Source organism: Novosphingobium sp. PhB165 (assembly GCF_004341845.1).
Taxonomy (GTDB): domain Bacteria; phylum Pseudomonadota; class Alphaproteobacteria; order Sphingomonadales; family Sphingomonadaceae; genus Novosphingobium.
The window spans coordinates 1-22625 of the sequence record NZ_SLVB01000004.1 but is presented as its reverse complement, the minus strand read 5'-3'; the positions used below and the strand labels follow the sequence as shown (position 1 = coordinate 22625).

Genomic DNA, 22625 nt, shown 5'->3' with positions numbered 1-22625 from the left:
ACAGTTGCGCTGCGTCTGCGAAGTGTCTTTAATCGCATCGAAACATCAAGGAGCCAGACTTTCGGCTATGTCGGCAGAACAGTTCAAAAAGCCCGTTCGCAAGGCCGTCTTTCCCGTTGCCGGCCTGGGCACTCGATTTCTCCCCGCAACCAAAGCCATCCCCAAGGAACTTCTGCCGGTCGTCGACCGGCCGCTGATCCAGTACGCGGTGGATGAAGCGCGCGAGGCGGGGATCGAGGAATTTATCTTCGTCACCGGCCGCGGCAAGACCGCGATCGTCGAGCATTTCGACACGGCCTACGAACTGGAAGCGACGATGAGCGCGCGGGGCAAGTCGCTCGATGCGCTTGATCCCACCCGTATCCAGCCGGGCAATCTCGTGACCGTGCGCCAGCAGGTGCCGCTCGGGCTGGGCCATGCGGTGTGGTGCGCGCGTGCCGTGACAGGGGACGAACCTTTCGCGATCTTCCTGCCGGACGAGCTGATGTATGGTTCGCCGGGCTGCATGGCGCAGATGGTGGAGGCCTACAATGAAGTGGGCGGCAACCTCGTCTCGGTGCTGGAAGTGCCGCGCGAGGAAGTCTCCAGCTACGGCGTGATCGCGCCGGGCGAATCGCGGGGCAATCTTACCGAAGTGAAGGGCCTGGTCGAAAAGCCGAAGGTCGAGGACGCGCCGTCGAACAAGATCGTTTCGGGGCGCTACATCCTACAGCCGGAAGTGATGGATCTGCTCGCCAACCAGGGCAAGGGTGCGGGGGGCGAGATTCAGCTCACCGATTCGATGGCCAAGCTCATTGGCCAGCAGCCGTTCCACGCGGTGACTTTTGCAGGCCAGCGCTTCGATTGCGGTTCGAAAGTGGGCTTCGTTGAAGCGACGCTCGCCATCGCGCTCGACCGTGCCGACATGGGCGAGGAAGTGCGCCGGATCGCGAAGCGCCTGCTGGATTGACGTCAAAGCGCTTCAGGAATCGTGCCGGGGAACAACTGGTCCCCGGACACGGCTCGTCTACTGGCGCACCGGATCCGTGAGGCGCGCCATGATCGCTGCGACATAAGCGCGGGTTTCGCGAATATTGGGGACCCCGCCGGCCTTGGCGACGCGGCCGGGGCCGGCATTGTAGGCGGCCAGCGCCTTTTCGATATCGCCGCCAAAGGCGTCTAGCTGCATGCGCAAATAGCGGGCGCCGCCTTCGAGATTGGCCATGGGATCGCCCGCATTCACCCCCATTTGCGCGGCGGTGCCGGGCATCAGCTGGGCAAGGCCGCGCGCGCCTACGGGCGAGACGGCGAGTTCATTCCACCGGCTTTCCTGCCAGACCACCGCTTCGAGCAGAGTAGGGCTGATGTCGTACTTGGCGGCGAGCTGGGCGATGCGGGCACGCCAGCGCGTCGGACCGGCGGCATCGAGCGCATCGGTGATCGATTGCGGCGCAAGCGCGGCGGCTTCGACTTCGGGAGGAGGCGCGGCACTGTCGGTGAATTCGGCCGTGCCCGTGGCATCGGAATTCGGAGTCAGGGGATCAATGGCGGCCTGCGCGGGCCCTCCGGCAACCCATTGATAAGTGCCGCCCTTGCCGATTTCGAGCACATCCGCCTTGGCCATCCCCGGCACGGCGGCGAGAATCAGCGCCGCCAGCACACCGGCGGCCGAAGCAGGGGCCGGAGCCCGGTCCATCCGATTCGATTCCCTCACCATCGCGGCGTCTTTACCCCGGACTATGGGCAAGGCTCAAGCATCGCCGCGCCCGGTGAAGTGCCGACGCAGCGCGAATCGCCCACCGCACGGCGGACACCGATTCCAACAATGTAAAAGGGAAGGAATGGTGCTGCTGGGGAGGATTGAACTCCCGACCTCGTCATTACCAATGACGCGCTCTACCACTGAGCTACAGCAGCGCCTGATCCGAAGGCCTTTCGGCCAGCGCTTCAGCGCCTGCCGCCGGCGACCCGGGGCAGGGGCGCGCTAATGTCTGGGGGCGGGACAATTGTCAAGCGGTGCTTGCGCATTCTTTTTTGCAAGGCCATTGAAAACGGCATGAACGGCCGGCCCAAAGACGCACAATCGGCGAAAACCCGCGAGGAAAGGCTCGCCGCAAAGCTGCGTGAAAATCTGCACCGCCGCAAGGCGCAGGCGCGGGCCCTGACTGTCGATAGCGAAGATGCCGAGCCTGACCAGCGCGCCGACCCCGCGATCGGCGACGATTGCGAATCGGACAGGCTTTCCAAATCGTCCCCGGAAAGCTAGGGGCTGCGCGCGGAGATAACGTCCGCCTGCCTTCCGGCGTTCCCCCGGGCGCCGACCAGACCTCGGAGTGATGCCTTGCCTCGCCTGATTCTCGTCCGCCACGGCCAGAGCCAATGGAACCTCGAAAACCGTTTCACCGGCTGGTGGGACGTGGACCTTACCGAAAAGGGTGAGGAAGAGGCCCGCGCCGCCGGTGCGCTTCTCAAGGAAAAGGGCATCGTGCCCACCGTCGCCTTCACCTCGCTGCAGACGCGCGCGATCCGCACGCTGCACTTCGCGCTGAAAGCGGCCGGTCTGCTGTGGATCCCGGAAACCAAGGACTGGCGACTCAACGAGCGTCATTATGGCGGGCTCACCGGCCTCAACAAGGCGGAGACCGCTGCCAAGCATGGCGAGGATCAGGTGAAGATCTGGCGCCGCAGCTTCGACACGCCGCCACCGGTGCTGGAGAAGGGCAGCGAGTTCGATCTCTCTACCGATCCGCGCTACGCCGGGATCGACGTGCCGCAGACCGAAAGCCTCAAGGACACCATCGCGCGCGTTCTGCCTTACTATCAGGGCTCGATCGTGCCGCACCTGAAGGCGGGCGCCGACGTGCTCGTCTCGGCCCACGGCAATTCGCTGCGCGCGCTGGTGAAGCACCTCTCGAACATCTCGGACGACGAGATCACCGGTCTGGAGATCCCGACCGGCCAGCCGATCGTTTACGAACTGGCTGACGATCTGACGGTGCTCGACCGCTACTATCTCTCGGAGCGCTGAGATGGCCGCTTCGGAAACGGGCACCCCGCCGGTCGCGATCATCATGGGCAGCCAGTCCGACTGGCCGACCATGGGCAAGGCCGCCGAGATGCTCGACAAGCTCGGCATTGCCTATGACGCGCGCATCGTTTCGGCGCACCGTACGCCTGAGCGCATGGTGGACTTCGCCAAGGGCGCGGCCGACGAAGGCTTCAAGGTCGTGATCGCCGGGGCCGGCGGTGCTGCGCATCTGCCGGGCATGGTTGCCGCGCTCACGCACCTGCCGGTGCTGGGCGTGCCGGTCCAGTCGAAGGCGCTTTCGGGGCAGGACAGCCTGCTCTCGATCGTCCAGATGCCGGCGGGTATCCCGGTCGGCACGCTAGCCATCGGCGAGGCGGGCGCGGCCAATGCGGGCCTGCTCGCCGCCGCGATCCTGGCTATCACCGATGCGGCGCTGGCCGAACGGCTCAAGGCTTTCCGTGCCGCGCAGACCGAAAGCGTGGCTGTCCGCCCGTCCTGACCCTTTCCCTCCTGACATATCGAGTAACGGCGTAATGATACCCCCCGGCGAAACCATCGGCATTCTCGGCGGCGGCCAGCTCGGCCGAATGATCGCGATGGCCGCCGCGCAGCTCGGCTACCGCTGCCACATCTACGCGCCGGAGGCCGATTCTATCGCCGCCGAAGTGAGCGCCGCCTTCACTTGCGCCGCCTGGGACGATGCCGAGGCGATGGCGAAGTTCGGGGCGGACTGCGCCGTCGTGACCTACGAGTTCGAGAACGTGCCTGTCGCCCCGCTGGCGGCGCTGGGCGACGTGCCGCTGCTGGCGCATGCCCGCGCGCTCGAAACCGCGCAGGATCGGTTGAACGAGAAGCGTTTCGTCACCGAACTGGGCGGCACTCCTGCCCCGTCCTTCCCGGTCGATTCGGCCGAGGATCTGGCGGCTGCGATTGCCGAGATCGGCACGCCCGGCATCCTCAAGACCCGGCGCGACGGCTATGACGGCAAGGGCCAGTGGCGGATCATGACGCCGGCGGACGCCGAAGGGCTCGACCTTCCGGCCCAGCCGCTGATCTACGAAGGCTTCGTCACTTTCTTCGCCGAATTCTCGGTGATCCTGTGCCGGGGCGCCGATGGCGATATCCGCTACTTCGATTCGGCCGAGAACGTCCACGAAAGCGGGATTCTCGCGCTCAGCACGGTTCCGGCATCTTCCGGGATTCTCGAACAGCTTCCCGCTGCCCGCGCGCTTGCCGCCAAGGTGGCCGAAGCGCTCGATTACGTCGGTGTGCTCACGCTCGAATTCTTCGCGACCGAAAATGGCCCCGTGTTCAACGAGATGGCGCCGCGCGTGCACAATTCCGGGCACTGGACAATCGAAGGCGCGGTGACCTCGCAGTTCGAGAACCATGTACGCGCGATCTGCGGACTGCCGCTGGGCGGTACCGGGCTTGCCGCGAACAAGGTGGAAATGCGCAACCTGATCGGTGACGAGGCGCATGACTGGCCGACGATCCTTGCCGATCCGGCCAACCATCTGCACCTTTACGGCAAGGAGGCCGCCCGCCCAGGCCGCAAGATGGGGCACGTGACGCGCCTCGTCTTCGGGCAGGACTGACCGGCAGCCGGGTGCAGGATCATTTCCTCATCTATGCCCGCGCCGCCAACGGCGTGATTGGCCGCGACGGGGCACTGCCCTGGCTGCTTCCGGCCGATCTCAAGCGGTTCAAGGCGCTCACCATGGGAAAGCCCATGATCATGGGGCGCAAGACGTTCGAGAGCTTCCCCGCGCCGCTTCCCGGCCGCCGGCACATCGTGCTCACCCGCGACGAATCGTGGCAGGCGGACGGCGCCGAAGTGGCGCATAGTGTCGAGCAGGCCCGCAAGCTGGCGGGCGATGGCGAGGTGGCCGTGATCGGCGGGGCCGAGATCTACGGGCTCTTCACCGGGCTCGCCGCGCGTATCGAACTGACCGAGATTCACGGGACTTATGAAGGCGATACCTTCATGCCCGAGACCGGCCCCGAATGGCATGAGATCGCCCGCGAGGACCATGCGGCGGAAGGCGAGCGCCCCGCATATGCTTTCGTGACGCTCGTGCGCGACTTATAGGCCCGAAACGACATGATTCGCCTCGACAACCGTGAACCCGTTCCCGATGCCCTGCGCGGTGCCATATTGGCGCTGGGCAACTTCGATGGATTTCACCTCGGCCACCAGGCCGTCGTCGGCGAGGCGATTCGCTGGGCGCGGACGACCGGGCGCAAGGCGATCGTCGCCACGTTCGATCCGCATCCCGTCCGCCATTTCCAGCCCGACGCCGAACCGTTCCGCCTGACCACGCTGGACCAGCGGCAGGAACTCTTCGCCAAGGCCGGGGCGGATGCCATGCTGGTGTTCCACTTTGACGGCGCGATGGCCGGCATGCCCGCCACCGAGTGGATCGAGAAGATCCTGTCGGCGCAGCTTGGCGTAGCGGGCGTCGTCACCGGCGATGATTTCACTTTCGGCAAGGCGCGCAGCGGCAATCCCGGCGTGCTTCGCGACGTGGGCGGCGAATTCGGTATCGAATCGCGCGCGGTAGGCGCCGTGCTCGATCAGGGTGAGCCGGTCAGTTCCAGCCGCATCCGCGACGCGCTGACCTCGGGCGATTGCGAGACTGCTGCACGTCTGCTCACGCGGCCTTTCGCGATCCGTGGGCACGTCCAGCACGGCGACAAGCGCGGCCGCGTGATCGGCTTCCCCACCGCCAATCTCGACATGGCGAACTATCTGCGCCCGCGTTACGGCATCTATGCGGTGACCGGCCATCTTCCCGGCGGCCGCGTGGTCATGGGCGCGGCCAACATGGGCATTCGCCCGACGTTCGACCCGCCCAAGGAATTGCTGGAGCCGCATTTCTTCGATTTTTCCGGCGATCTCTACGATCAGGAAATAGAGGTGGCCTTCCACCACTATCTGCGGGGCGAGGCGAAGTTCGATTCGATCGACGCCCTGAAGGCCCAGATGGCGCTCGACTGCGACCGCGCGCGCGAATTGCTCGCCAATCTGGTGTGAGAATCTGTTTGGAAATTCGCTGAGGGCGAATTTCGCGGCACCGGCCCACTCCCCCACCCGTCCTCCCAACAGGGTATTCTCGTGGGAGGTCGGGTGGGGGAGTGGGCCGGTGCCGCGCCGAAAATGCCCGGATGGGTATTTTCCAAACAGGCTCTGAATCTCGCCGGTTAAATGATGTTCAAATCCTTACCGGATTTGAACAACTCGCTCACAATGCCTATGTCGGGCCGGTGCAGGTCGATCCGCCGAACGAGCCCCCGATCACGCCCGAGGCGCGGCGGCGGGCAGCCTTGCTCTGGCATGAGGGGCGTGGGCCGCGCATTCCGCGTCCCAACCTGACCGCGCGCCCGTTCGTCATTATCCGCCGCGTCATCGAGGGAACCTGGGAAGACGGGTTCATTCACGCGGGCAATCTGGCCTACATGACGATCGTTGCGCTCTTCCCGTTCTGCATCGCGGTGGCGGCGATCTATTCGGCCTTTGGCGAACAGGGGCAGCTCGACCAGTCGATCTCGGCCCTGCTGGCAGCCTTGCCGCCGCGCGTGGAGGAAGCGCTGGCCCCGGTCGCGCGCGATGCGGTGCGGGCACGGCACGGCTGGCTGCTCTGGGTCGGCGGCGCGCTGGGCGTGTGGACGGCAACCAGCCTGGTCGAAACGATCCGCGATATTCTCCACCGCGCCTATGGAATCACCAAGCGCCGGGCGTTCTGGCGCAACCGGCTGATATCGGGTGGGCTGATTTTCGGCGCGGTGCTGTTGATGCTGCTGTCGCTGTCTTCGCAGGTCTTCATCTCGCTGATCGAGGAAGTGCTGCTCGATCTGTTCCCGCGTCTCGCCCGTTTCGACTACCAGTTGGCGATGTCGCGCCTGATCACCACGGGCACGCTGTTCGGCTCGCTTTACGTGCTTTTTTACATGCTTGCGCCGACGCGCTATCAGGGCCGAGGGTTCCCCCGATGGCCCGGTGCGGTACTGGTGACGACGTGGTGGCTGACCACCGCATGGGCACTCCCCAGAGTGTTGCGCAATTTCATCGCTTACGATCTGACTTACGGAAGCCTTGCCGGAGTGATGATCGCGCTTTTCTTTTTCTGGTTTGTCGGACTAGGGATGGTTGCGGGTGCCGAACTCAACGCGGCCCTCACCGTCAGCCCCGAGGAGCAGGAAATGCTTGCCGGGGGCGGGAACGGTAATGGCGGTTCTGCCGTCAAGAACAACGAAGCACAGGAAGAACACGAATGACCGGTCTGATGCAGGGTAAACGCGGCCTGATCATGGGCCTTGCCAATGATAAGTCCCTGGCCTGGGGCATCGCGAAGAAGCTGCACGAACAGGGCGCCGAACTGGCCTTCTCCTATCAGGGCGAAGCCCTGGCCAAGCGCGTCAAGCCGCTGGCGGAAAGCCTTGGCAGCGATTTCCTCATCGATTGCGACGTTTCCGACATGGACGCGCTCGACGCGGCATTCGACCAGCTCAAGGCGCGCTGGGAGACGATCGACTTCATCGTCCACGCCATCGGCTATTCGGACAAGACCCAGCTGCGCGGCCATTATTACGACACCACGCTCGATAACTTCCTGATGACGATGAACATCTCGGCCTACAGCCTGGTCGCCGTCACCAAGCGCGCGATCGAGATGATGTCGGATGGCGGCTCGATCCTGACGCTGACCTATTACGGTGCCGAAAAGGTCGTGCCGCACTACAATGTCATGGGTGTGGCCAAGGCGGCGCTGGAGACCTCGGTGCAGTACCTCGCCAACGATCTCGGCCCGCGCAACATCCGCGTCAACGCGATCTCGGCCGGCCCGATCAAGACTCTGGCCGCCAGCGGGATCGGCGATTTCCGCTACATCCTGAAGTGGAACGAGCTGAACTCGCCGCTGCGCCGCAATGTCACGATCGAGGACGTGGGCGGCTCGGGCCTCTATTTCCTGTCGGACCTTTCGGCGGGCGTCACCGGCGAAGTCCACCATGTCGACGCGGGCTATCACGTCGTCGGCATGAAGCAGGAAGACGCACCGGATATCGCGCTGAGCTGAGCGCGCGTCCCGAAGATACGAAAAAGGGCCGGGGGAGCGATCCTCCGGCCCTTTTTCATGGGCGCTCCCGAGAGAAGCAGCCTTACTTCGGCTTGGGCAGCGGCGTGTCGGTCTTGTTCGCGGCGGCGTCTGCTGCATCGGTCTGGGCCTGCTGGCGTGCCTGCTGGTCGAAGTAGGCCTTTTCCGCTTCCTCGACGCGCTTCTGGTCGGCGGCGGCCTGGGCGTCGATGGTCGAGAGGCGCTTCTGGCGCTCGGCGGAAATCAGTTCGCTGAAGCGGACATCGGAGGCATTCGCTTTTTGCGCGTAAGCCTGGTCGATCAGCTTCTGGGTGCAGCCCGAAGCGCCGCCGGGGCCGACCGGGGAGCAGCTCATGTTACCGAACGCGCCCACCGTTTCATAGGCCTGCACCCGGTTCGACCAGGCCTCCGAGGCGCGGGAATCGATCCCGCGCAGCGGCTCGGGGATGCGGTAGCGCTCCGATTCGGCCTTGCGCGCGCAGACTGTGATCTCGTTATCGCCGGACTTCGGGCAGGTATCGTTGCCGTAGATGATCAGCTGGTTGACCCGCTCGCCGCCCGGAGCGGAGGGCTGGTCTTGCGCGTCGGCAGACTGGTCCTGCGCTGCCGCGGGCTGGGCGCCCATGGCCAGCCCCAACCCGAGGCCGAAAGTGGCGATAGCCGAGGCGGTGGTCAGGAGGCGCGTCATCGGAATTGCTCCAATCGAGAGTATGTCGCAGTCCCCGGTATAGGGGATGTGACCCTTGAACGGTAGCTTAAGCGTGCCGCGATGCGACAGGCTGCGTCAACATCTCTCCGAAAAATCAGATTCTTTCGGATAGTTTGATGGCCACGCGGCATCCCAGTCGGATGGCGTTGAACAGCAGCGGATAGGCAGGTGCCCGCTCGGCCCCGGCGGCCAGAGCCGCGTCGCGGTGCTCGCGCTCGTCATCGCGGAACTTGCGGATCACCTCGCCCAGTTCGGGATCCTCGTCGCCCAGATCCTCAAGCTGCTCGGTATAGTGGCGGTCGATCTCGGTCTCGATCGCGGCGGTGCAGGCCATCGCCGCCTCGGGCCCGATCAGCGCGGTTGCCGCGCCCAGTGCATAACCCGCGACCGACCATACCGGCTGGAGCAGGGTGGGGCGCACGCCGCGTTCGGCAATCATCTTGTCGAAGCGGGCCTGATGCTCGGCTTCCTGCTCGGCCATGCCGGCAATCTCGGTCGAAAGCGGGGCGCGGGCGCCCATGACCGCCATCTGCCCGGAATAGATGCACACTGCGCCATATTCGCCGGCCTGATCGACGCGCAGCATGCGCGCGGCTTTGGGGGACGTCATGACGGTCAATCCTTGCTGCGGGCGACAAGGGCGAAGACCGCCAGCGCGCCGAAAGTGGAAAGCAGGAAGTTGAAGCCGGCCAGCGAAACGCCGCCCAGAGTCCAGGGCGCGACGTCGCAGCGGATCAGCGGGGCGGCCATGATCGCGGCCATCGGATCGCCGCCGGCCGCGAAGGGGCTGGCCGTGCAGGCAGTGAAGCCTTCCCACCAGCCATATTCCACGCCGGCGTGGAATCCGCCGATCAGGCCGGAGGTCAGGATGCCCAGCGCCGCCACCGCCACCAGTGGGCGCACCGGCCGCCAGAAGAAGGCGAGCGCGGCGAACGGCAGCGCGAACATCTGGCCGTAGCGCTGCCACCAGCACATCTCGCACGGGTGGAGGCCAAAGCCGTATTGGCTGAGGTAGGCCCCGCCCAGCGCGATGACGGGGATCGCCAGCGCAAGCAGGCGGGCGGCGCGCAGGGGAGCGGCAACGGCAACGGTCATTGCGGGCGCTTTCAGTCCTTACCCGGCTTGGCGCTCGGGATGGCGCCCGGCGTGGCAGGCGTTGCGGCGGTGGCCAGCGCGGGCTTACCGGCAGTGCGGCGCAGCGTGTCGATCGCGTAGGTAAGCTGGAAGTCGGTGATGCCGCGCTTCTTCAGTTCATCCGCGCTGATCTTGAAGCGCGGATCGTCGGCCTTGTCGGTTTCCAGTTCCTTGTCGTTGATCGCCGCCTCGTTGATCAGGTGGCTGCGCAAGTCGGATTCGCGCACGGCCCGCTCGGCGCGCGAGCGCGCGTCCGGATCGGAAAGCTGCGGCACCTTGATGTCGGGCACGATGCCGCCTTCCTGCACCGAATGGCCCGACGGCGTGTAGTACCGGGCGGTCGTGAGCTTGACCGCGCTGTCCTTGTCCAGCGGGATGTAGGACTGGACCGAGCCCTTGCCGAACGTGCGGTCGCCCATGATCACCGCGCGGTGCAGGTCCTGCAAGGCGCCGGCCACGATCTCGGAGGCCGAGGCCGAGCCCGCGTCCACCAGCACGACCAGCGGCATGCCCTTGACGACATCGCCCTTGAACACCGTTTCGGCGCGGTAATACTGGTTTTCACTGGCGATGCGGCCGCGCTGCGAGACGATCGTGCCGTGATCGAGGAACAAGTCGGACAGCGCCACGGCCTCATCCAGCGAACCGCCGGGGTTGGAGCGCAGGTCGAGCACCAGACCGTCCAGCTTGGTGCCCTTCTTGGCAGCCTGAAGCTTCAGGTCGGCAATGCCCTTGTTCACAAAGTTGCCGACATCGCGCGAGAACTCGTTGACCGAGATGACGCCGACATCGTCCTTCAGTTCCCAGGTGACCGGCTCAAGCTCGATCACGCCGCGTGTGACGGTCACGTCGAAAGGCTGGTCGCGGCCGGGGCGGAAGATCGTCAGCCGGATCGAGGTGCCGGCGGTGCCGCGCATCTTCTCCACCGCCTCGTCAAGGTCGCGCTCGTAATAGAGCACGCCGTCGAGGTGGGTGATGTAATCGCCCGCCTTGATGCCTGCCTTTTCGGCCGGGCTGCCCTTGAACGGCGAAACCACCTTCACGGCGCCGTCATCTTCGACAACCGAGAGGCCGAGGCCGGTGTAATTGCCGTCGATCATCGTTTCCAGTCGCTGCTTGGCAGGACCGTCGAGATAGTTCGAATGGGGATCGAGACTGGCCAGCATGCCGTCGATCGCGCCCTTGAGCAGCTTGTCGTCGTCAACCGGGTCTACATAGTTCGCCTTGATCAGCTCGTAGATGGTGAAGAGCTTCTGGAATTCGCGGTCGGCATTGCCGTCCACCGCCGCCAGTCCGGACGTTGCCGCGGGAAGCACGGCAACCGCGGAAACCAGCAGGGTCGCACGGAGGAAGGAAACGAACTTGGTAGAGCCAAATTTCATCGGGCTTGATCGCCTCTCGTGAATCGCGTCCGGCAACGACCGGGATGGGGGCCATGATGAGGGCCGGGGACATTCTCGACTGTCATGCTGCACGTGTCAGTCAACGCAGCATTCTACCGATGCGCCGCAGCAATTGCCAGCGGCGTGATGAATGGGAGGATGAGACGGGGCGCGGGTGGATCGGCACCGCAATCTCAGAGCGAACGGACATATTGCAGCGGATTGACCGGCACGCCGCCGCGCCGCAGTTCGACCTGCACGCGCGGATCGCCCGGGCCGGTCGCGCCCAGCGGCGATCCGGCGACGATGCTGTCGCCCACCGCCACGTCCAGCTGGGCAAGGCCGGTGACCAGGGAGGTCCAGCCGCCCTCGTGTTCGATGATGACGATGCGTCCAAAGCCGCTGTAAGACCCGGCATAGGCTACGCGGCCCGGCGCCGGGGCGACGACTTGCGCATTGGCCCGCGTCGCCAGCGAGAGCCCGCGCGACGGCGCCTGCCCGGGCAGGACTTCGCCGAAGCCCGTCACCACGCGGCCGGTCACCGGCAGGATATAGCTGGCCAGTCCTTCGGGCGGCGCATCGAACCGGGAGGCTTCGATGACGCGCGCATCTTCGGGCCGGTCAGGCCGCATGACCGGGCCGGGCAGGGCGGCAAGCTGTTCGCGCAGCGTGCCCTGACGGCCCACCTCATCGACCAGATCGCCCAGATCGCGCGCGGTTTCGGCCAGGGCGAGCGCGTGTTCGGCCTCGCGCGCGGCAATGCCGCTGGCCTCGCGGCTGGCGAGCCGCTGGCGCGTTTCGAGCACGGCAAGCTTGCCGCGCCGCTCGCGCATCTGTGCTTCGGAGGCGGTGAGTTCCTCGCGGGCGGCCAGCGCCTGACTCTCCAGCGCGTGGCCGCGCTCGATCTCGGCGCGTAGGCCGGCGGTGCGGCGGCGGACTTGCGGCAGCATGGTATCGAGCAGGGCACGCAGATAGACCGCATCCTGCACCGAGCCGGGCCGGAACATGGCGAGGATCGGCGGGCGGCGGCTTAGCAATTGCAGCGAGCCGGTCAGCCGGGCTAGCGGGGCCTGCCGGACTGCAAGCCTTTCCCGCAAGGCGACGCGCTGCGAGGCGATCAGCCGCATCTTGGCTTGCTGCGCGGCGATTCCCGCTTCGGTTTCCTGAATGCGCGCGGCAAGGGCAGCGGCCTCGCGTCCGGTCTTTTCGGCCTGCGCGCTGACGCCGCGTGCCTTGGCCTCAAGCGCTTCGGCGCGGCGCCGTGCAGCCTCGCCATCGCGGCGGGCGGCGATCATGTCCTGCTGGGCGCGGGTGGCGTCGACCGCCGGGTCCAGCACCGCAAGAGCGCCGACCCGGCTGAGACCCTGTCCGGCAAGCACGACCGCGCCGATGGCGACGGCGGTCGAAGCTGCCAGAATTGTGCGGTTGCGCGGGCTCACGAGTGCTCGATTAGAGCACTCGGAGTCCGACGGAAAGAGGGGCGAACGGCGGGAAGGGCAACAACCGGAGGAAACCCTCCGGCCTGCTGCTTACCCGGCGCGGCGAACGGCGTTCTTGTGCGCGCCGACGCCGTTGCCGCCGCGCGGACGGAAACGACGCTTACGCTCGCCCTGCTCCTCGGTGCCGGCTTCGCGGCGTTCGCCACGCGGGGCGTCGCCGCGCGGGCGGTCGTCACGGCGACGGTCGTCACCACGCGGTTCGCTGCGCGGACGATCGTCACGGCGGCCTTCGCCACCGGGACGGCGATCGCCGCGCGGCTGCTGGCTGCGGTTGCCGCCGCCACCATTGCCACCGTTGCGCTTGCCCTGGCCGTTGCCGCGTGCACCCTGCGGCGCGGCAGGTGCCTGACGCGAGGGAGCGGGAAGGCGCGAGGCTTCCTTCATGAAGTCCTCGGGCAGGCCGAGCGCGGTCAGCTTGACGCGGGTCAGCTTCTCGATGTCGCGGATGTAGGGCTTCTCGTCCGGCGCGACGAAGCTCACGGCCACGCCGTCGGCACCCGCACGCGCGGTGCGGCCGATGCGGTGGACGTACTGTTCGGCCACGTTCGGGATCTCGAAGTTGTAGACGTGGCTGACGCCCGACACGTCGATGCCGCGCGCGGCAATGTCGGTGGCGACGAGCACGCGCACGGTGCCCTGGCGGAAGCCGCCCAGCGCGGCGGTGCGCTGGGCCTGGCTCTTGTTGCCGTGAATCGCGGCGGCGGGGATGCCGGCTGCGACCAGATGGCGCACGACGCGGTCAGCGCCGTGCTTGGTGCGGGTGAAGACCAGCGCGCGATCGATGGCGCCGTGCTCGGCCTTCTCGGCGGCGTCGGGCGCAAGGCCTTCACGCAGGCGGATGGTCAGCAGGGCCTGCTTTTCGGCCTGGTTGATGAACGTGGCGTACTGTTCGACGCGCTCGGCGGTGGTCGACTGCGGCGCAACTTCGACCTTGACCGGATTGTTGATGAACTGCTTGCCCAGCTCGGCGATCGCCTGCGGCATGGTGGCCGAGAAGAACAGGCTCTGGCGCTGCTTCGGCAGCAGTGCGGCAACGCGCTTGAGCGGGACGATGAAGCCAAGGTCCATCATCTGGTCGGCTTCGTCGAGGACGAAGATCTCGACATTGCGCAGCGTCAGCGCGCGGCTGTCGATCAGGTCGAGCAGGCGGCCGGGGGTGGCGACGAGGATATCGGTGCCACGCTCAAGCGCGCGGGCCTGCTTGCCGGCGGGAACGCCGCCGAAGATGCACTGGACCGAAAGGTTCAGGAACTTGGCATAGCCGCGCATGTTGTCGGCGATCTGCGCCGCGAGTTCACGCGTCGGCGAAAGCACCAGCATGCGGCAGCCCGCATTGGTGCGCGGCTTAGGATCGTTTGCAAGGCGGTGCAGCGAAGGCAGCGAGAACGCGGCGGTCTTGCCGGTGCCGGTCTGCGCGATGCCGAGGATGTCGCGGCCCTCAAGCAGCGCGGGAATGGCCTGGCGCTGAATCGGCGAGGGATCGGTATAGCCCTTGGCCTCAAGCGCACGGAGAATCGGCTCGGCCAGACCAAGTTCGGAGAAATAGGACATAAGTCACTTTCACAAGCAGCCCGGGCGCGCGGATAGGAAATGGCGCGCGGAGCTAGGTGTCGTTTTGGCGACCCTGCGTGAAGAAGGAAGCTGGTTCAGGTGCAACCGCTCGTCCGGGCCGGATCTGGCGTCGAACGCCGGAAACCTCACGCTGCTCTCGGATTGCGGCGGGAAAACGGATCCCGCGCGCCGGTTGCTTGACGCGCATTTAGTGTGCGGCGCGGCAAAACGCAAGAAAATTGCGCGTTAGGGGAATGAGCGCCGCGCTGACGGGAATCATCGCGCCGGCGGGCCCGCTCGCTTCAGGCTTCGCTGCCCCATTGCAGCGTCTGCGGATCGCCCGATGTCACCAGCCGGCGCAGCGCCGCGCGGGCAAGGCGCTCGGTCTCAACCTTGCGGCGGGCGGCGGCAAGCTGGTGGAGCGGGGCAGGGCGCAGGATCTCGGCATCATAGCCATCGGCGACGATCACGCCGCAGCGTTCCGGCAGAAACAGCTCGGTTTCCAGCGGCGCGCGATCGAGCGAAGGGGGAAGCGCCCAATAGAAGCGGTCGCAGTAATCGAGATAGTCGGTCCACTTCCCGTCACCCAGCAGATCGGCGCGGCTGACCTTGATCTCGACGATGATGACATGGCCCTTGGCATCGATGCCCATGAGGTCTGCCCGGCGGCCGCAGCGCAGCGGCATTTCCGGCAGGCACCAGATGTCGTTGCGGGCAAACAGCCGTCCGACGCCGCGCGCGACGTCGACCGAGGTGTACGAGGAAAGGGGAGAATCGACGTCGGCCATGACTCTATCATAAGAACATAGCAGGAACTTACAAGTCGGCCGATGGGGCCGGTGGCTTTACAGCTTGAGTGCGTCCGGTGGGGCGAGTGCAACCATGGCATCGCGCGCGGCGACGAATTCGGTCCACAGCGACCGCGCCGCCGCGCGGGGATCGGCACCGCGATCGAGCGCGGCGATCAGGGCGGAAAGGCCCGGTTCCATGATCGCGGTCAGGTCTTCGATACCCTGTTCGGCAAGGCGGCAGCGCCAGCCGCCGGTTTCGCGCATGATGGCGGGGAAGGCGCGGGCTTCCAGGCTGGGGCTCTCGCCCTCGATACCGGCAATGGCGGCCACCACTTGCCCGGCCTGATGCAGCGCCGCCCACTTGATGGCGATGGATCCCAAGGCGGCGGGGGCGGACTCAGCTTCTGCCGGTTGGGGCCAGGAGTCGACGAAATCGTGCCCGGACGCCTGCGCGTCCGACCAGTGTCCGTCCGAGATGATACCCGTTGCGTCCATGGCCGGATTCATAGCGCGAAGCCCCTTGCCAATTCCCTAACCCGGTGCCGCCTGAGAATTTTACGGCATTCTCGCGGTGGATGAAATCATTTGTGGCTGGAAACGCTGCGCATGCTCTGCTAGTCGCCCCCGCACTGCACCCGTAGCTCAGCTGGATAGAGCGCTGCCCTCCGAAGGCAGAGGCCACAGGTTCGAATCCTGTCGGGTGCACCATATCCCTTCAAAACACGGCTTGTTTCACGCGGCGACCGCAAGGTCGGCGCCGCTGTGGAAGCGTGCGCGGTAATCGCCCGGTGTCAGGCCGAGGATGCGGTGGAAGGTGCGGCGGAACGCGGTCGCGTCCTCGTATCCCACGGTCCAGGCGACCTGATCGATGGGGCGTCGGGTGAATTCCAGCAACTCGCGCGCCTTGCCGATTCTCAGGTGCTGGACGTACTCGATCGGCTTCATGCCGGTGGCGGCCTTGAAGCGGCGTTGCAGCGTGCGTTCCTCCAGACCCGCCTGTTGCGCCATCTCGGCAAGATTCGTTGCGCGGCCGGCGCGCGATTGCAGCCAGTGCTGGACTTTGAGAATCGCCTCGTCGCCATGGGTGAGGCGGGGGGCGAAGCTGGAATAGTGGCGCTGCTCGCGCCCGGCGGGATCGATCAGCAGGAACTTGGCGGTCTCGATCGTCACGGTGGGGGCCAGCAGGCGGTCGACCAGCCTCAGGCCAAGATCGGTCCAGGCCATCAGGCCGCCGGCGGTAATCAGGTCGCCATCCTCGATAACGATTCCGTCGGCATCGACCCGCACTTCGGGGAAGCGGTCCTGTAACTCACGTGCGAAGAGCCAGTGCGTAGTGGCCGGACGGCCATCGAGCAGGCCGGTGGCGGCAAGGATGAAGGCGCCGCCGCAGTTTGAGGCAAGCGTGGTACCGCGGGCATGGCGGTCCCGCAGCCAATCGGCATAGGGCGCGGCTTCGTCGCGGTCGGCCGGACCGGTCAGGCGGCCCGGCACGATCAGCACGGCCGGTTCGCCGGTTTTCTCGGGCGCGGTGTCATGACAGCGCGCGAAAGTGCCGTCCTCACCGCGTTGCCAGTGGCTGACCCGCAGGGCCGGTCCGCCGTTGCGCGTGGAGAACAGCGAGGCGATCGTGAAAAGGTCGGTGATCCCGTGGACCATGGCCGCCTGACAGTCCCGGTAAAGCACCAGTCCTATTTCGCGGGTATGCGGGCCCAAATTCGCGGAGGCCGATGTCATCGTCGCCATGCTCCTGTGTCGTAATCGGCCTGTTCAATGTCGCATGCGACAATTCCGGGCGGAACCGGCCGAGCGTACCTTCAATCCCATGGAGCGCAAAGGTGGTCCCGGATGACAAGGACCACCGGATCGTTGCCTCCGCGCTCGAAACGGCAGGAATCGTCAAGCAGGCCATAGTCAAGGTATACAAGCGGAGCTGTCATGGCCTGACGCAGGTCGCGGCCGACCGCTTCAATGCCCATCTTCTCGATTCCATCCGTACCCCGAACCCTGGAGACCCGGTGGCAGCGATGATCGCCGGGCTCCTCCCGAAAAGGAGTAATGGCATGACCAGCAAGACTTATCTCGTCACCGGGGCATCCGACGGTATCGGTGCGCTCTATGCCGACCGGCTGGCCCGCCGGGGCCACGACCTGATTCTCGTGGCGCGCCGCAAGGACAAGCTGGCCGATCTTGCCGGCCGGCTGGAAGCGGAGACGGGAGTCTCGGTGGAGGTGATCGGCGCGGACCTCGCCAATGCCGGGGACTTGTTGCACGTGGAACAGCGGCTGCGGGACGATGCGGCCATCGTCGGCCTCATCAACAATGCCGGGATCGCCAACGAGGGCACGATTCTGGAGGCTGACCCCGATTACCTCTCGGCCATGATCGACCTCAATATCCGTGCCGTCACGCGCCTTTCGGCGGCCATCGCGCCCCGGCTGGCGGCGGCGGGCGAGGGGACCATCGTCAACGTCACGTCGGTCACCGCGTTGATGCCGGAGGCGTTCACGGCGGTCTATCCCGCGACCAAGGCCTATGTCCTGGCCTTGTCCGAGGCGCTGGCCGCCGAACTGGGGCCCAAGGGCGTGCGCGTGCAGGCCGTGCTGCCCGGTATCACCCGCACTCCCATCTGGACCGAGGAGAAGATGGCCGCGCTGCCCGCGCACATGGTCATGGAGGCCGAAGATATGGTCGATGCTGCGCTCGCGGGGCTCGACATGGGCGAGGCGGTGACGATCCCGGCGCTGCCCGACATGGCGCAGTACGAGGCCTATATCGCCGCCCGCACGGCGCTGCGCCCCGGTCTTTCGCTGGCAAAACCCGCCGCGCGCTACGGCGCGGTCATGGCAAGCTGAGGGAGGGCGCGCCATGATCCTCGGTCTCACGCTTGGCCAGTTCACTGCGCTTCATGTCGCGATCAGCCTTGTGGCGATCGCCAGCGGTATCGTCGTCCTACTCGCCTTCGCTGCCGGACGGCGGCGCATCGCCGGGCTCTCCGCCCTCTTCCTGATTACCACGGCGGCGACAACGCTGACGGGGTTCCTGTTCCCCTTCAACGGACCGACCCCGGCCTTCGTCACCGGCGTCATCTCCATCCCGGTGCTCGCCGTGGCATTCGCCGCTTACTTCGGATGCAAGCTGCAGGGCAGGGCGGCGGCTGCTTACGCGGTGAGCGCCAGCATCGCGCTCTACTTCAATCTGCTGGCCTTCGTGACTCAGGCATTCCTCAAGGTACCGCCGCTCCACGCGCTGGCACCTTCGGGAACCGAGCCGCCTTTCCTGGTGGCGCAAGTGGTGATGCTGGCGGCGATGATCGGGCTGGGAACGCTCTCGTTCCGCGCCGCGCGCCGGGCCTGACGGCGGCTGAAAGAACCGGCCTTGCAGCGCGCGCGGGAACCTTCGGATCCTGCGCGCGCAAGCTATCCACCGAATTCCCAACCGCAATGGCTGACAAAGTGCGAATCGGGCTTGCGCGCGCTTGCATGGGCCTTGCGGCTTGGGGCATGAGGGCTTCGTGCTTTCGCAGAAGACCCGCTACGCCATCCGCGCCATGCAGCACCTCGCCGACCACTACGGTCAGGGGCCGATACAACTGGCGCCGATCGCAGAGGCGCAGAACATCCCCGCCAAGTTCCTGACGACGATCCTGTCCGAACTGACCCGCTTCGGCATTGTCGATTCGCAGCGCGGCAAGGATGGCGGATACTGGCTGGCGGTGGCCCCGGTCGACATCACCTATGGCGATCTTATCCGGATCATGCGCGGATCGCTGGCGCTCGTGCCCTGCGCCAGCCGCTTTGCGCATGAAAAGTGCAAGAACTGCCTTGAAGAAGGCGAGTGCCGCACGCGCGCGCTGATGCTAGAAGTGCGAGATCGCACCGCCGATCTCCTTGATGGAATCCGCCTGTCCGACCGTATCGATCTGGTCCCCGCGCAGGAAGAAGACGAAGCCGCCTGATTCCGGATCTCTCCGGCTTTTCGGCAGTTTCCTGCCCTTTCTGGCAGCCTCTACCCCTTTCGGAATCAAGCCCGCGCCGGAGCATCGCTTCGGCGCAAATAGTTTTTGCTCTGGCGCGAAAACCAGAAACTTTCGGGTAGGGGTATTGTCAACTTTTTAGGTTGAGAATACCAATGCGAATGCGACGCTCAAACGCCGCGCTCAGAGGAAGATTCGCAATGGCTCAACCGTCAACGGACACCCAGCGATCGGGACTGCACCTTTCCAGGGATTCCGAGAGCGCCATTCCCAAGCCGGCACCGCTCCAGGTGGTTGCCGATGCTCTCGGCACGATGCGCTACGGCGTCATCCAGCTGACAGTCCACGATGGCAAGCTGGTCCAGCTCGACATCACCGAACGCAAGCGCTTCGCCTCCTAAAGGCGCGCGCCACACAGAATACCGATAATCTGCCGAGCAGACCGGACCGCCGGATGTGAGGCCCCTAACCATACAACAAATCCAAGGGGGACTTCATGAGAAGACACGTCCGCGGGCCGCTGCCGGCCCCGCTTCCGCTCGCCTGCCTTTCGTTCACGCTGCTGCTGGCCGCTACGCCGGCGCTGGCATCCGAAGCGCCGGCTGCTGCGACTTCCGCCGCCGCCGCAACGACTTCGGCGGACGCCGAACAGGAATCGCCCACTTCGGTTGGCACCGGTGCCCATGATCGTGGCGGCGAGATTCTCGTCACCGCGCGGCGCCGTCAGGAATCGAGTCAGGAAGTGCCGCTGGCGATCTCGGTCGTGGGCGGCGAACACCTTGATTCAACGGGCGCCTTCAACGTCGGCCGCCTACAACAGCTGACGCCGACCTTGCAGTTCTATTCGTCGAACCCGCGCAACACGGCGGTGAACATCCGCGGCCTCGGCGCGCCGTTCGGTCTCACCAACGACGGCATCGAGCAGGGCGTCGGCATCTATATCGACGACGTCTACAACTCGCGCGTCGCCTCGGCCACGTTCGACTTCCTCGACGTTGCCCAGATCGAAGTGCTGCGCGGCCCGCAGGGTACGCTCTACGGCAAGAACACCACGGCCGGCGCGATCAACATCACCACCAACCAGCCGACCTTCGATTTCCAGGGCAAGGCAGAGGTGTCGGTCGGCAACTACAACTTCAAGCAGGCCAAGGTCGCGGTTTCCGGTCCGCTGACCGACAATGTGGCGATCCGTATCGCGGCCTCGACCACTGACCGTCGCGGCACGATCTACAATGTGACGAGCAACCAGTGGATCCAGAGCCAGGACAATATCGGTCTGCGCGGGCAGGTGCTCTGGAAGCCGACCGAAGATCTGGCGATCACGTTCGCCGGTGACTACTCGACGCAGGATGCGAATTGCTGCGGTTCGGTCTTCGTCGGCTATGGCCCGACGCAGCGCGCCAGCAACCGCCAGTACCCGGCGCTGGCCGCCGCACTCGGCTATACGCCGCCCAGCACCAATCCGTACGATCGCCTGACCGACCTCGACACGCCGCTCAGGGCGAAAAACAAGATCGGCGGCGCTTCGGTGCGCGTGAAGTGGGATGTCGGTCCCGGTACGCTGACCTCCGTCTCTGCCTGGCGCTTCTGGGACTGGGATCCGTCGAACGACCGTGACTTCACCGCTCTGCCGATCGTCACGCTCTCGCAGAACCCCTCGCAGCAGAATCAGTACACGCAGGAACTGCGCTACAACTACAGCGGCAAGCACTTCGACTTCGTGGTCGGCGCCTTCGGCTTCTACCAGCGGATCGATACGCAGGGCACCGAATCGCAAGGCTCGGCCGCCAGTCGCTGGAACATCAATCCCGGCACTAATGCCCAGGTCCCGCCGGGATCGTCGGGCTGCGGCCCCAGCGCATCGAACAAGCTGGCCTGCGATCCCACGGTGCTCAATGGGCTGACCGCTTACAACACGCAGTACCTGAAGAACACCAGCGCGGCGCTGTACGGCCAGCTCAGCTGGCACGTCACGCCCGAACTGACCGTGCAGCCCGGTGTGCGCCTGAACTACGACAAAAAGGAGGGCTACTACCAGCGCCGCGTGTTCGACGGGCAGGGCAATGAGCTGCTGCTGGGACTGCCGTCCTACACCGCGCGCCAGACCGCCCAGTTGGCGATCTACACCCCGCAGGAAATCTCGCCCGAATTCAGCGACTGGAATTTCAGCTACGATTTCAACGTCAGCTACAAGGTTACGCCGGACGTTCTTGTCTATGCGACCTATGCGAAAAGCTTCAAGTCGGGCGGCATCAACCTGAACGGCGTGCCGGTCGATTCGCAGAACAACCCGATCCTGGCGGCGCAGACGGTGAAGCCGGAATCGGTCCACAACTACGAAGTCGGCATCAAGACCCAGTTCTGGGATCGCCGCGCGACCTTCAACCTGGCAATCTTCCGCTCCGACATCGGCAATTATCAGGCCAACGTCACCAACGGCCAGTATGGCGTGCTGCGCGGTTACCTCGCCAATGCGCAGGAAGTCCGCTCGCAAGGCGTCGAGTGGGACTTCTCGGTCCGCCCGAGCGAACGCTTCAACGCTTACCTCAACGGCTCCTACACCGACGCAACCTATCGCAAGTTCACCGACGCGCCTTGCCCGCCGGAACTTTCCGGCGGCACCACCGTCACCGGCACGCAAACGCCTGGTGCGGCCGGCGTACCGGATTCGCTCAGCCCCGCGAACTGCAACATCTCCGGCCAGCGCCTGCCGGGCGTCTCGAAGTGGACATTGTCGTTCGGGTTCGAAGCCAACACTCCGATCACGCTGCTGAAGCAGGAGGGTGAGGTCTACTTCGGCTATGACGGCAGCTACCGTTCGAACTTCTCGTCGAACCCGTCGCCCTCGGCCTATACCTGGGTGGACGGTTATAGCCTGTCGAACTTCCGTCTCGGTTTCCGCACCGAGAAGGGCTTCGACATCTACGCCTGGGTGCGCAATGCCTTCGATCAGAACTACATCGACCAGCTCTTCGTCGGACCGGGCAACACCGGCCTGATTGCGGGCCTGCCGGGCGATCCCCGCACGTGGGGCGGAACCATCCGGTACAATTTCTGATTTTTACGCCGGAACGCGGCTTAGCGGCCATTTTCCGGACGATATGAGTGAAAATGCTCGGATGGTGCCGGCGGCGCCATCCGAGCCATGGGGAGTGCCCCTCCCGCGAACCTGGCGCAAATCGGCCAATTTTGGAAAAAAGTCACTTTTTTGAAATTGGAGAGTTGACCGAATCATTGGGCGGACTTAGAGGGCCTCTCACCGCAGCGGACCACCCGGTCTTCTAGTGGTCGCCAGACAGAAACGGGCAACATGCTCTCCGAGATAAAAATCGGGGAAGACTGGTTGTCCGGGTTTTTCGTCGGCGGATCTTTGACATTGTAGGTTTTAGATGAAGGGACATGTGGGCGACGGCGCCTGCACCCGGGGCTTCAGGGCTCGGTGTTGCAGTAGATAGTCGTTACCTAAACATGTCCTTACGTAAC

General features: G+C 65.4%; 25 protein-coding genes and 2 tRNA genes. 15 read left to right on the top strand and 12 right to left on the bottom strand.

All coding sequences use genetic code 11. The features are described 5' to 3' along the window. The first annotated feature begins 67 nt into the window (after positions 1-67). Positions 68-949: a UTP--glucose-1-phosphate uridylyltransferase gene (locus EDF56_RS11620; RefSeq protein WP_132387550.1), complete on the top strand. Its 882-nt coding sequence runs from the start codon at positions 68-70 to the stop codon at positions 947-949. A gap of 57 nt (positions 950-1006) precedes the next feature. Here EDF56_RS11620 and EDF56_RS11615 read toward each other — a convergent pair whose 3' ends face one another. Next, entirely contained in the window at positions 1007-1675 is a 669-nt protein-coding gene (locus tag EDF56_RS11615; protein WP_132387548.1) for a lytic transglycosylase domain-containing protein, read from the bottom strand. Between the two features lie 146 nt (positions 1676-1821). After that, positions 1822-1896, bottom strand: a tRNA-Thr gene (locus tag EDF56_RS11610). A 70-nt stretch (positions 1897-1966) separates the two neighbouring features. Here EDF56_RS11610 and EDF56_RS11605 point away from each other — a divergent pair. The 8 genes from EDF56_RS11605 to fabI all read left to right on the top strand — a co-directional run bounded on the left by EDF56_RS11605 (position 1967) and on the right by fabI (position 8085). Continuing rightward, on the top strand, positions 1967-2245 hold the full coding sequence (locus tag EDF56_RS11605; protein WP_347812980.1) for a hypothetical protein: 279 nt from the start codon (positions 1967-1969) through the stop codon (positions 2243-2245). Positions 2246-2320: 75 nt separating this feature from the next. Continuing rightward, positions 2321-3007: a 2,3-diphosphoglycerate-dependent phosphoglycerate mutase gene (gene gpmA / locus EDF56_RS11600; RefSeq protein WP_132387546.1), complete on the top strand. Its 687-nt coding sequence runs from the start codon at positions 2321-2323 to the stop codon at positions 3005-3007. A 1-nt stretch (position 3008) separates the two neighbouring features. Beyond that, positions 3009-3506: a 5-(carboxyamino)imidazole ribonucleotide mutase gene (gene purE / locus EDF56_RS11595; protein WP_132387544.1), complete on the top strand. Its 498-nt coding sequence runs from the start codon at positions 3009-3011 to the stop codon at positions 3504-3506. Positions 3507-3540: 34 nt separating this feature from the next. Beyond that, positions 3541-4605 carry a 5-(carboxyamino)imidazole ribonucleotide synthase gene (locus EDF56_RS11590; RefSeq protein WP_132387542.1) on the top strand — a complete coding sequence of 355 codons (1065 nt, stop codon included), beginning with the start codon at positions 3541-3543 and terminating at the stop codon, positions 4603-4605. Positions 4606-4616: 11 nt separating this feature from the next. Next, the gene (locus tag EDF56_RS11585) at positions 4617-5099 is read left to right on the top strand and encodes a dihydrofolate reductase (protein ID WP_132387540.1); all 483 of its coding nucleotides are present in this window, start codon (positions 4617-4619) and stop codon (positions 5097-5099) included. A 12-nt stretch (positions 5100-5111) separates the two neighbouring features. Continuing rightward, positions 5112-6044, top strand: coding sequence for a bifunctional riboflavin kinase/FAD synthetase (locus EDF56_RS11580; RefSeq protein ID WP_207904687.1), 933 nt, complete (start codon positions 5112-5114; stop codon positions 6042-6044). 230 nt (positions 6045-6274) lie between these two features. Beyond that, positions 6275-7285: a YihY/virulence factor BrkB family protein gene (locus tag EDF56_RS11575; protein ID WP_243652552.1), complete on the top strand. Its 1011-nt coding sequence runs from the start codon at positions 6275-6277 to the stop codon at positions 7283-7285. After that, the gene (fabI, locus tag EDF56_RS11570; RefSeq protein ID WP_132387536.1) at positions 7282-8085 is read left to right on the top strand and encodes an enoyl-ACP reductase FabI; all 804 of its coding nucleotides are present in this window, start codon (positions 7282-7284) and stop codon (positions 8083-8085) included. The genes EDF56_RS11575 and fabI overlap by 4 nt, the downstream gene beginning before the upstream one ends. 82 nt (positions 8086-8167) lie before the next feature. On the opposite strand, the gene EDF56_RS11565 is transcribed toward fabI, so the two are convergent. The 8 genes from EDF56_RS11565 to EDF56_RS11530 form a co-directional block, all read right to left on the bottom strand. Then, positions 8168-8791, bottom strand: a complete 624-nt coding sequence (locus EDF56_RS11565; protein ID WP_132387535.1) for a hypothetical protein — start codon at positions 8789-8791, stop codon at positions 8168-8170. A gap of 115 nt (positions 8792-8906) precedes the next feature. Further along, positions 8907-9422: a demethoxyubiquinone hydroxylase family protein gene (locus tag EDF56_RS11560; protein WP_132387533.1), complete on the bottom strand. Its 516-nt coding sequence runs from the start codon at positions 9420-9422 to the stop codon at positions 8907-8909. Positions 9423-9427: 5 nt separating this feature from the next. Further along, positions 9428-9907 carry a disulfide bond formation protein B gene (locus EDF56_RS11555; protein ID WP_132387531.1) on the bottom strand — a complete coding sequence of 160 codons (480 nt, stop codon included), beginning with the start codon at positions 9905-9907 and terminating at the stop codon, positions 9428-9430. An 11-nt stretch (positions 9908-9918) separates the two neighbouring features. Then, positions 9919-11328, bottom strand: coding sequence for a S41 family peptidase (locus EDF56_RS11550; protein ID WP_132387529.1), 1410 nt, complete (start codon positions 11326-11328; stop codon positions 9919-9921). Between the two features lie 194 nt (positions 11329-11522). Further along, the gene (locus tag EDF56_RS11545) at positions 11523-12767 is read right to left on the bottom strand and encodes a peptidoglycan DD-metalloendopeptidase family protein (RefSeq protein WP_132387527.1); all 1245 of its coding nucleotides are present in this window, start codon (positions 12765-12767) and stop codon (positions 11523-11525) included. A 90-nt stretch (positions 12768-12857) separates the two neighbouring features. Next, positions 12858-14378, bottom strand: a complete 1521-nt coding sequence (locus EDF56_RS11540; RefSeq protein ID WP_132387525.1) for a DEAD/DEAH box helicase — start codon at positions 14376-14378, stop codon at positions 12858-12860. A gap of 302 nt (positions 14379-14680) precedes the next feature. Then, positions 14681-15166 (bottom strand): MmcB family DNA repair protein, encoded by a 486-nt coding sequence (locus EDF56_RS11535; protein WP_132387523.1) that lies wholly within the window; start codon positions 15164-15166, stop codon positions 14681-14683. Positions 15167-15223: 57 nt separating this feature from the next. Beyond that, positions 15224-15664, bottom strand: coding sequence for a hypothetical protein (locus EDF56_RS11530; RefSeq protein ID WP_243652551.1), 441 nt, complete (start codon positions 15662-15664; stop codon positions 15224-15226). 136 nt (positions 15665-15800) lie between these two features. On the opposite strand from EDF56_RS11530, the gene EDF56_RS11525 reads away from it, so the two are divergent. Then, a tRNA-Arg gene (locus tag EDF56_RS11525) sits at positions 15801-15877 on the top strand. A 24-nt stretch (positions 15878-15901) separates the two neighbouring features. Here EDF56_RS11525 and EDF56_RS11520 read toward each other — a convergent pair. Then, positions 15902-16912 (bottom strand): GlxA family transcriptional regulator, encoded by a 1011-nt coding sequence (locus EDF56_RS11520; protein WP_243652550.1) that lies wholly within the window; start codon positions 16910-16912, stop codon positions 15902-15904. A gap of 71 nt (positions 16913-16983) precedes the next feature. Next, positions 16984-17145: a hypothetical protein gene (locus EDF56_RS25925; RefSeq protein ID WP_165912174.1), complete on the bottom strand. Its 162-nt coding sequence runs from the start codon at positions 17143-17145 to the stop codon at positions 16984-16986. 84 nt (positions 17146-17229) lie between these two features. Here EDF56_RS25925 and EDF56_RS11515 point away from each other — a divergent pair, with 84 nt between their 5' ends. From EDF56_RS11515 to EDF56_RS11495, 5 genes are all read left to right on the top strand, one after another. After that, positions 17230-18021 carry an SDR family oxidoreductase gene (locus EDF56_RS11515; RefSeq protein ID WP_132387519.1) on the top strand — a complete coding sequence of 264 codons (792 nt, stop codon included), beginning with the start codon at positions 17230-17232 and terminating at the stop codon, positions 18019-18021. A 13-nt stretch (positions 18022-18034) separates the two neighbouring features. Next, the gene (locus EDF56_RS11510) at positions 18035-18523 is read left to right on the top strand and encodes a hypothetical protein (RefSeq protein WP_132387517.1); all 489 of its coding nucleotides are present in this window, start codon (positions 18035-18037) and stop codon (positions 18521-18523) included. A 157-nt stretch (positions 18524-18680) separates the two neighbouring features. Beyond that, positions 18681-19124 carry an Rrf2 family transcriptional regulator gene (locus tag EDF56_RS11505; RefSeq protein ID WP_132387515.1) on the top strand — a complete coding sequence of 148 codons (444 nt, stop codon included), beginning with the start codon at positions 18681-18683 and terminating at the stop codon, positions 19122-19124. A 218-nt stretch (positions 19125-19342) separates the two neighbouring features. Next, positions 19343-19543 carry a YezD family protein gene (locus tag EDF56_RS11500; RefSeq protein WP_132387513.1) on the top strand — a complete coding sequence of 67 codons (201 nt, stop codon included), beginning with the start codon at positions 19343-19345 and terminating at the stop codon, positions 19541-19543. 95 nt (positions 19544-19638) lie between these two features. Further along, positions 19639-22200 (top strand): TonB-dependent receptor, encoded by a 2562-nt coding sequence (locus EDF56_RS11495; RefSeq protein WP_132387511.1) that lies wholly within the window; start codon positions 19639-19641, stop codon positions 22198-22200. Positions 22201-22625 lie beyond the last annotated feature (425 nt).

What these genes read in the sequence shown, in the direction of transcription:
- EDF56_RS11620 (WP_132387550.1), top strand. Translation starts at nt 68, where the DNA reads ATGTCGGCAGAACAGTTCAAAAAGCCCGTTCGCAAGGCCGTCTTTCCC.
- EDF56_RS11615 (WP_132387548.1), bottom strand. Translation starts at nt 1,675, where the DNA reads ATGGACCGGGCTCCGGCCCCTGCTTCGGCCGCCGGTGTGCTGGCGGCG.
- EDF56_RS11605 (WP_347812980.1), top strand. Translation starts at nt 1,967, where the DNA reads ATGTCTGGGGGCGGGACAATTGTCAAGCGGTGCTTGCGCATTCTTTTT.
- purE (WP_132387544.1), top strand. Translation starts at nt 3,009, where the DNA reads ATGGCCGCTTCGGAAACGGGCACCCCGCCGGTCGCGATCATCATGGGC.
- EDF56_RS11590 (WP_132387542.1), top strand. Translation starts at nt 3,541, where the DNA reads ATGATACCCCCCGGCGAAACCATCGGCATTCTCGGCGGCGGCCAGCTC.
- EDF56_RS11580 (WP_207904687.1), top strand. Translation starts at nt 5,112, where the DNA reads ATGATTCGCCTCGACAACCGTGAACCCGTTCCCGATGCCCTGCGCGGT.
- fabI (WP_132387536.1), top strand. Translation starts at nt 7,282, where the DNA reads ATGACCGGTCTGATGCAGGGTAAACGCGGCCTGATCATGGGCCTTGCC.
- EDF56_RS11565 (WP_132387535.1), bottom strand. Translation starts at nt 8,791, where the DNA reads ATGACGCGCCTCCTGACCACCGCCTCGGCTATCGCCACTTTCGGCCTC.
- EDF56_RS11560 (WP_132387533.1), bottom strand. Translation starts at nt 9,422, where the DNA reads ATGACGTCCCCCAAAGCCGCGCGCATGCTGCGCGTCGATCAGGCCGGC.
- EDF56_RS11555 (WP_132387531.1), bottom strand. Translation starts at nt 9,907, where the DNA reads ATGACCGTTGCCGTTGCCGCTCCCCTGCGCGCCGCCCGCCTGCTTGCG.
- EDF56_RS11550 (WP_132387529.1), bottom strand. Translation starts at nt 11,328, where the DNA reads ATGAAATTTGGCTCTACCAAGTTCGTTTCCTTCCTCCGTGCGACCCTG.
- EDF56_RS11540 (WP_132387525.1), bottom strand. Translation starts at nt 14,378, where the DNA reads ATGTCCTATTTCTCCGAACTTGGTCTGGCCGAGCCGATTCTCCGTGCG.
- EDF56_RS11535 (WP_132387523.1), bottom strand. Translation starts at nt 15,166, where the DNA reads ATGGCCGACGTCGATTCTCCCCTTTCCTCGTACACCTCGGTCGACGTC.
- EDF56_RS11530 (WP_243652551.1), bottom strand. Translation starts at nt 15,664, where the DNA reads ATGGACGCAACGGGTATCATCTCGGACGGACACTGGTCGGACGCGCAG.
- EDF56_RS11520 (WP_243652550.1), bottom strand. Translation starts at nt 16,912, where the DNA reads ATGGCGACGATGACATCGGCCTCCGCGAATTTGGGCCCGCATACCCGC.
- EDF56_RS25925 (WP_165912174.1), bottom strand. Translation starts at nt 17,145, where the DNA reads ATGGGCATTGAAGCGGTCGGCCGCGACCTGCGTCAGGCCATGACAGCT.
- EDF56_RS11515 (WP_132387519.1), top strand. Translation starts at nt 17,230, where the DNA reads ATGACCAGCAAGACTTATCTCGTCACCGGGGCATCCGACGGTATCGGT.
- EDF56_RS11510 (WP_132387517.1), top strand. Translation starts at nt 18,035, where the DNA reads ATGATCCTCGGTCTCACGCTTGGCCAGTTCACTGCGCTTCATGTCGCG.
- EDF56_RS11500 (WP_132387513.1), top strand. Translation starts at nt 19,343, where the DNA reads ATGGCTCAACCGTCAACGGACACCCAGCGATCGGGACTGCACCTTTCC.
- EDF56_RS11495 (WP_132387511.1), top strand. Translation starts at nt 19,639, where the DNA reads ATGAGAAGACACGTCCGCGGGCCGCTGCCGGCCCCGCTTCCGCTCGCC.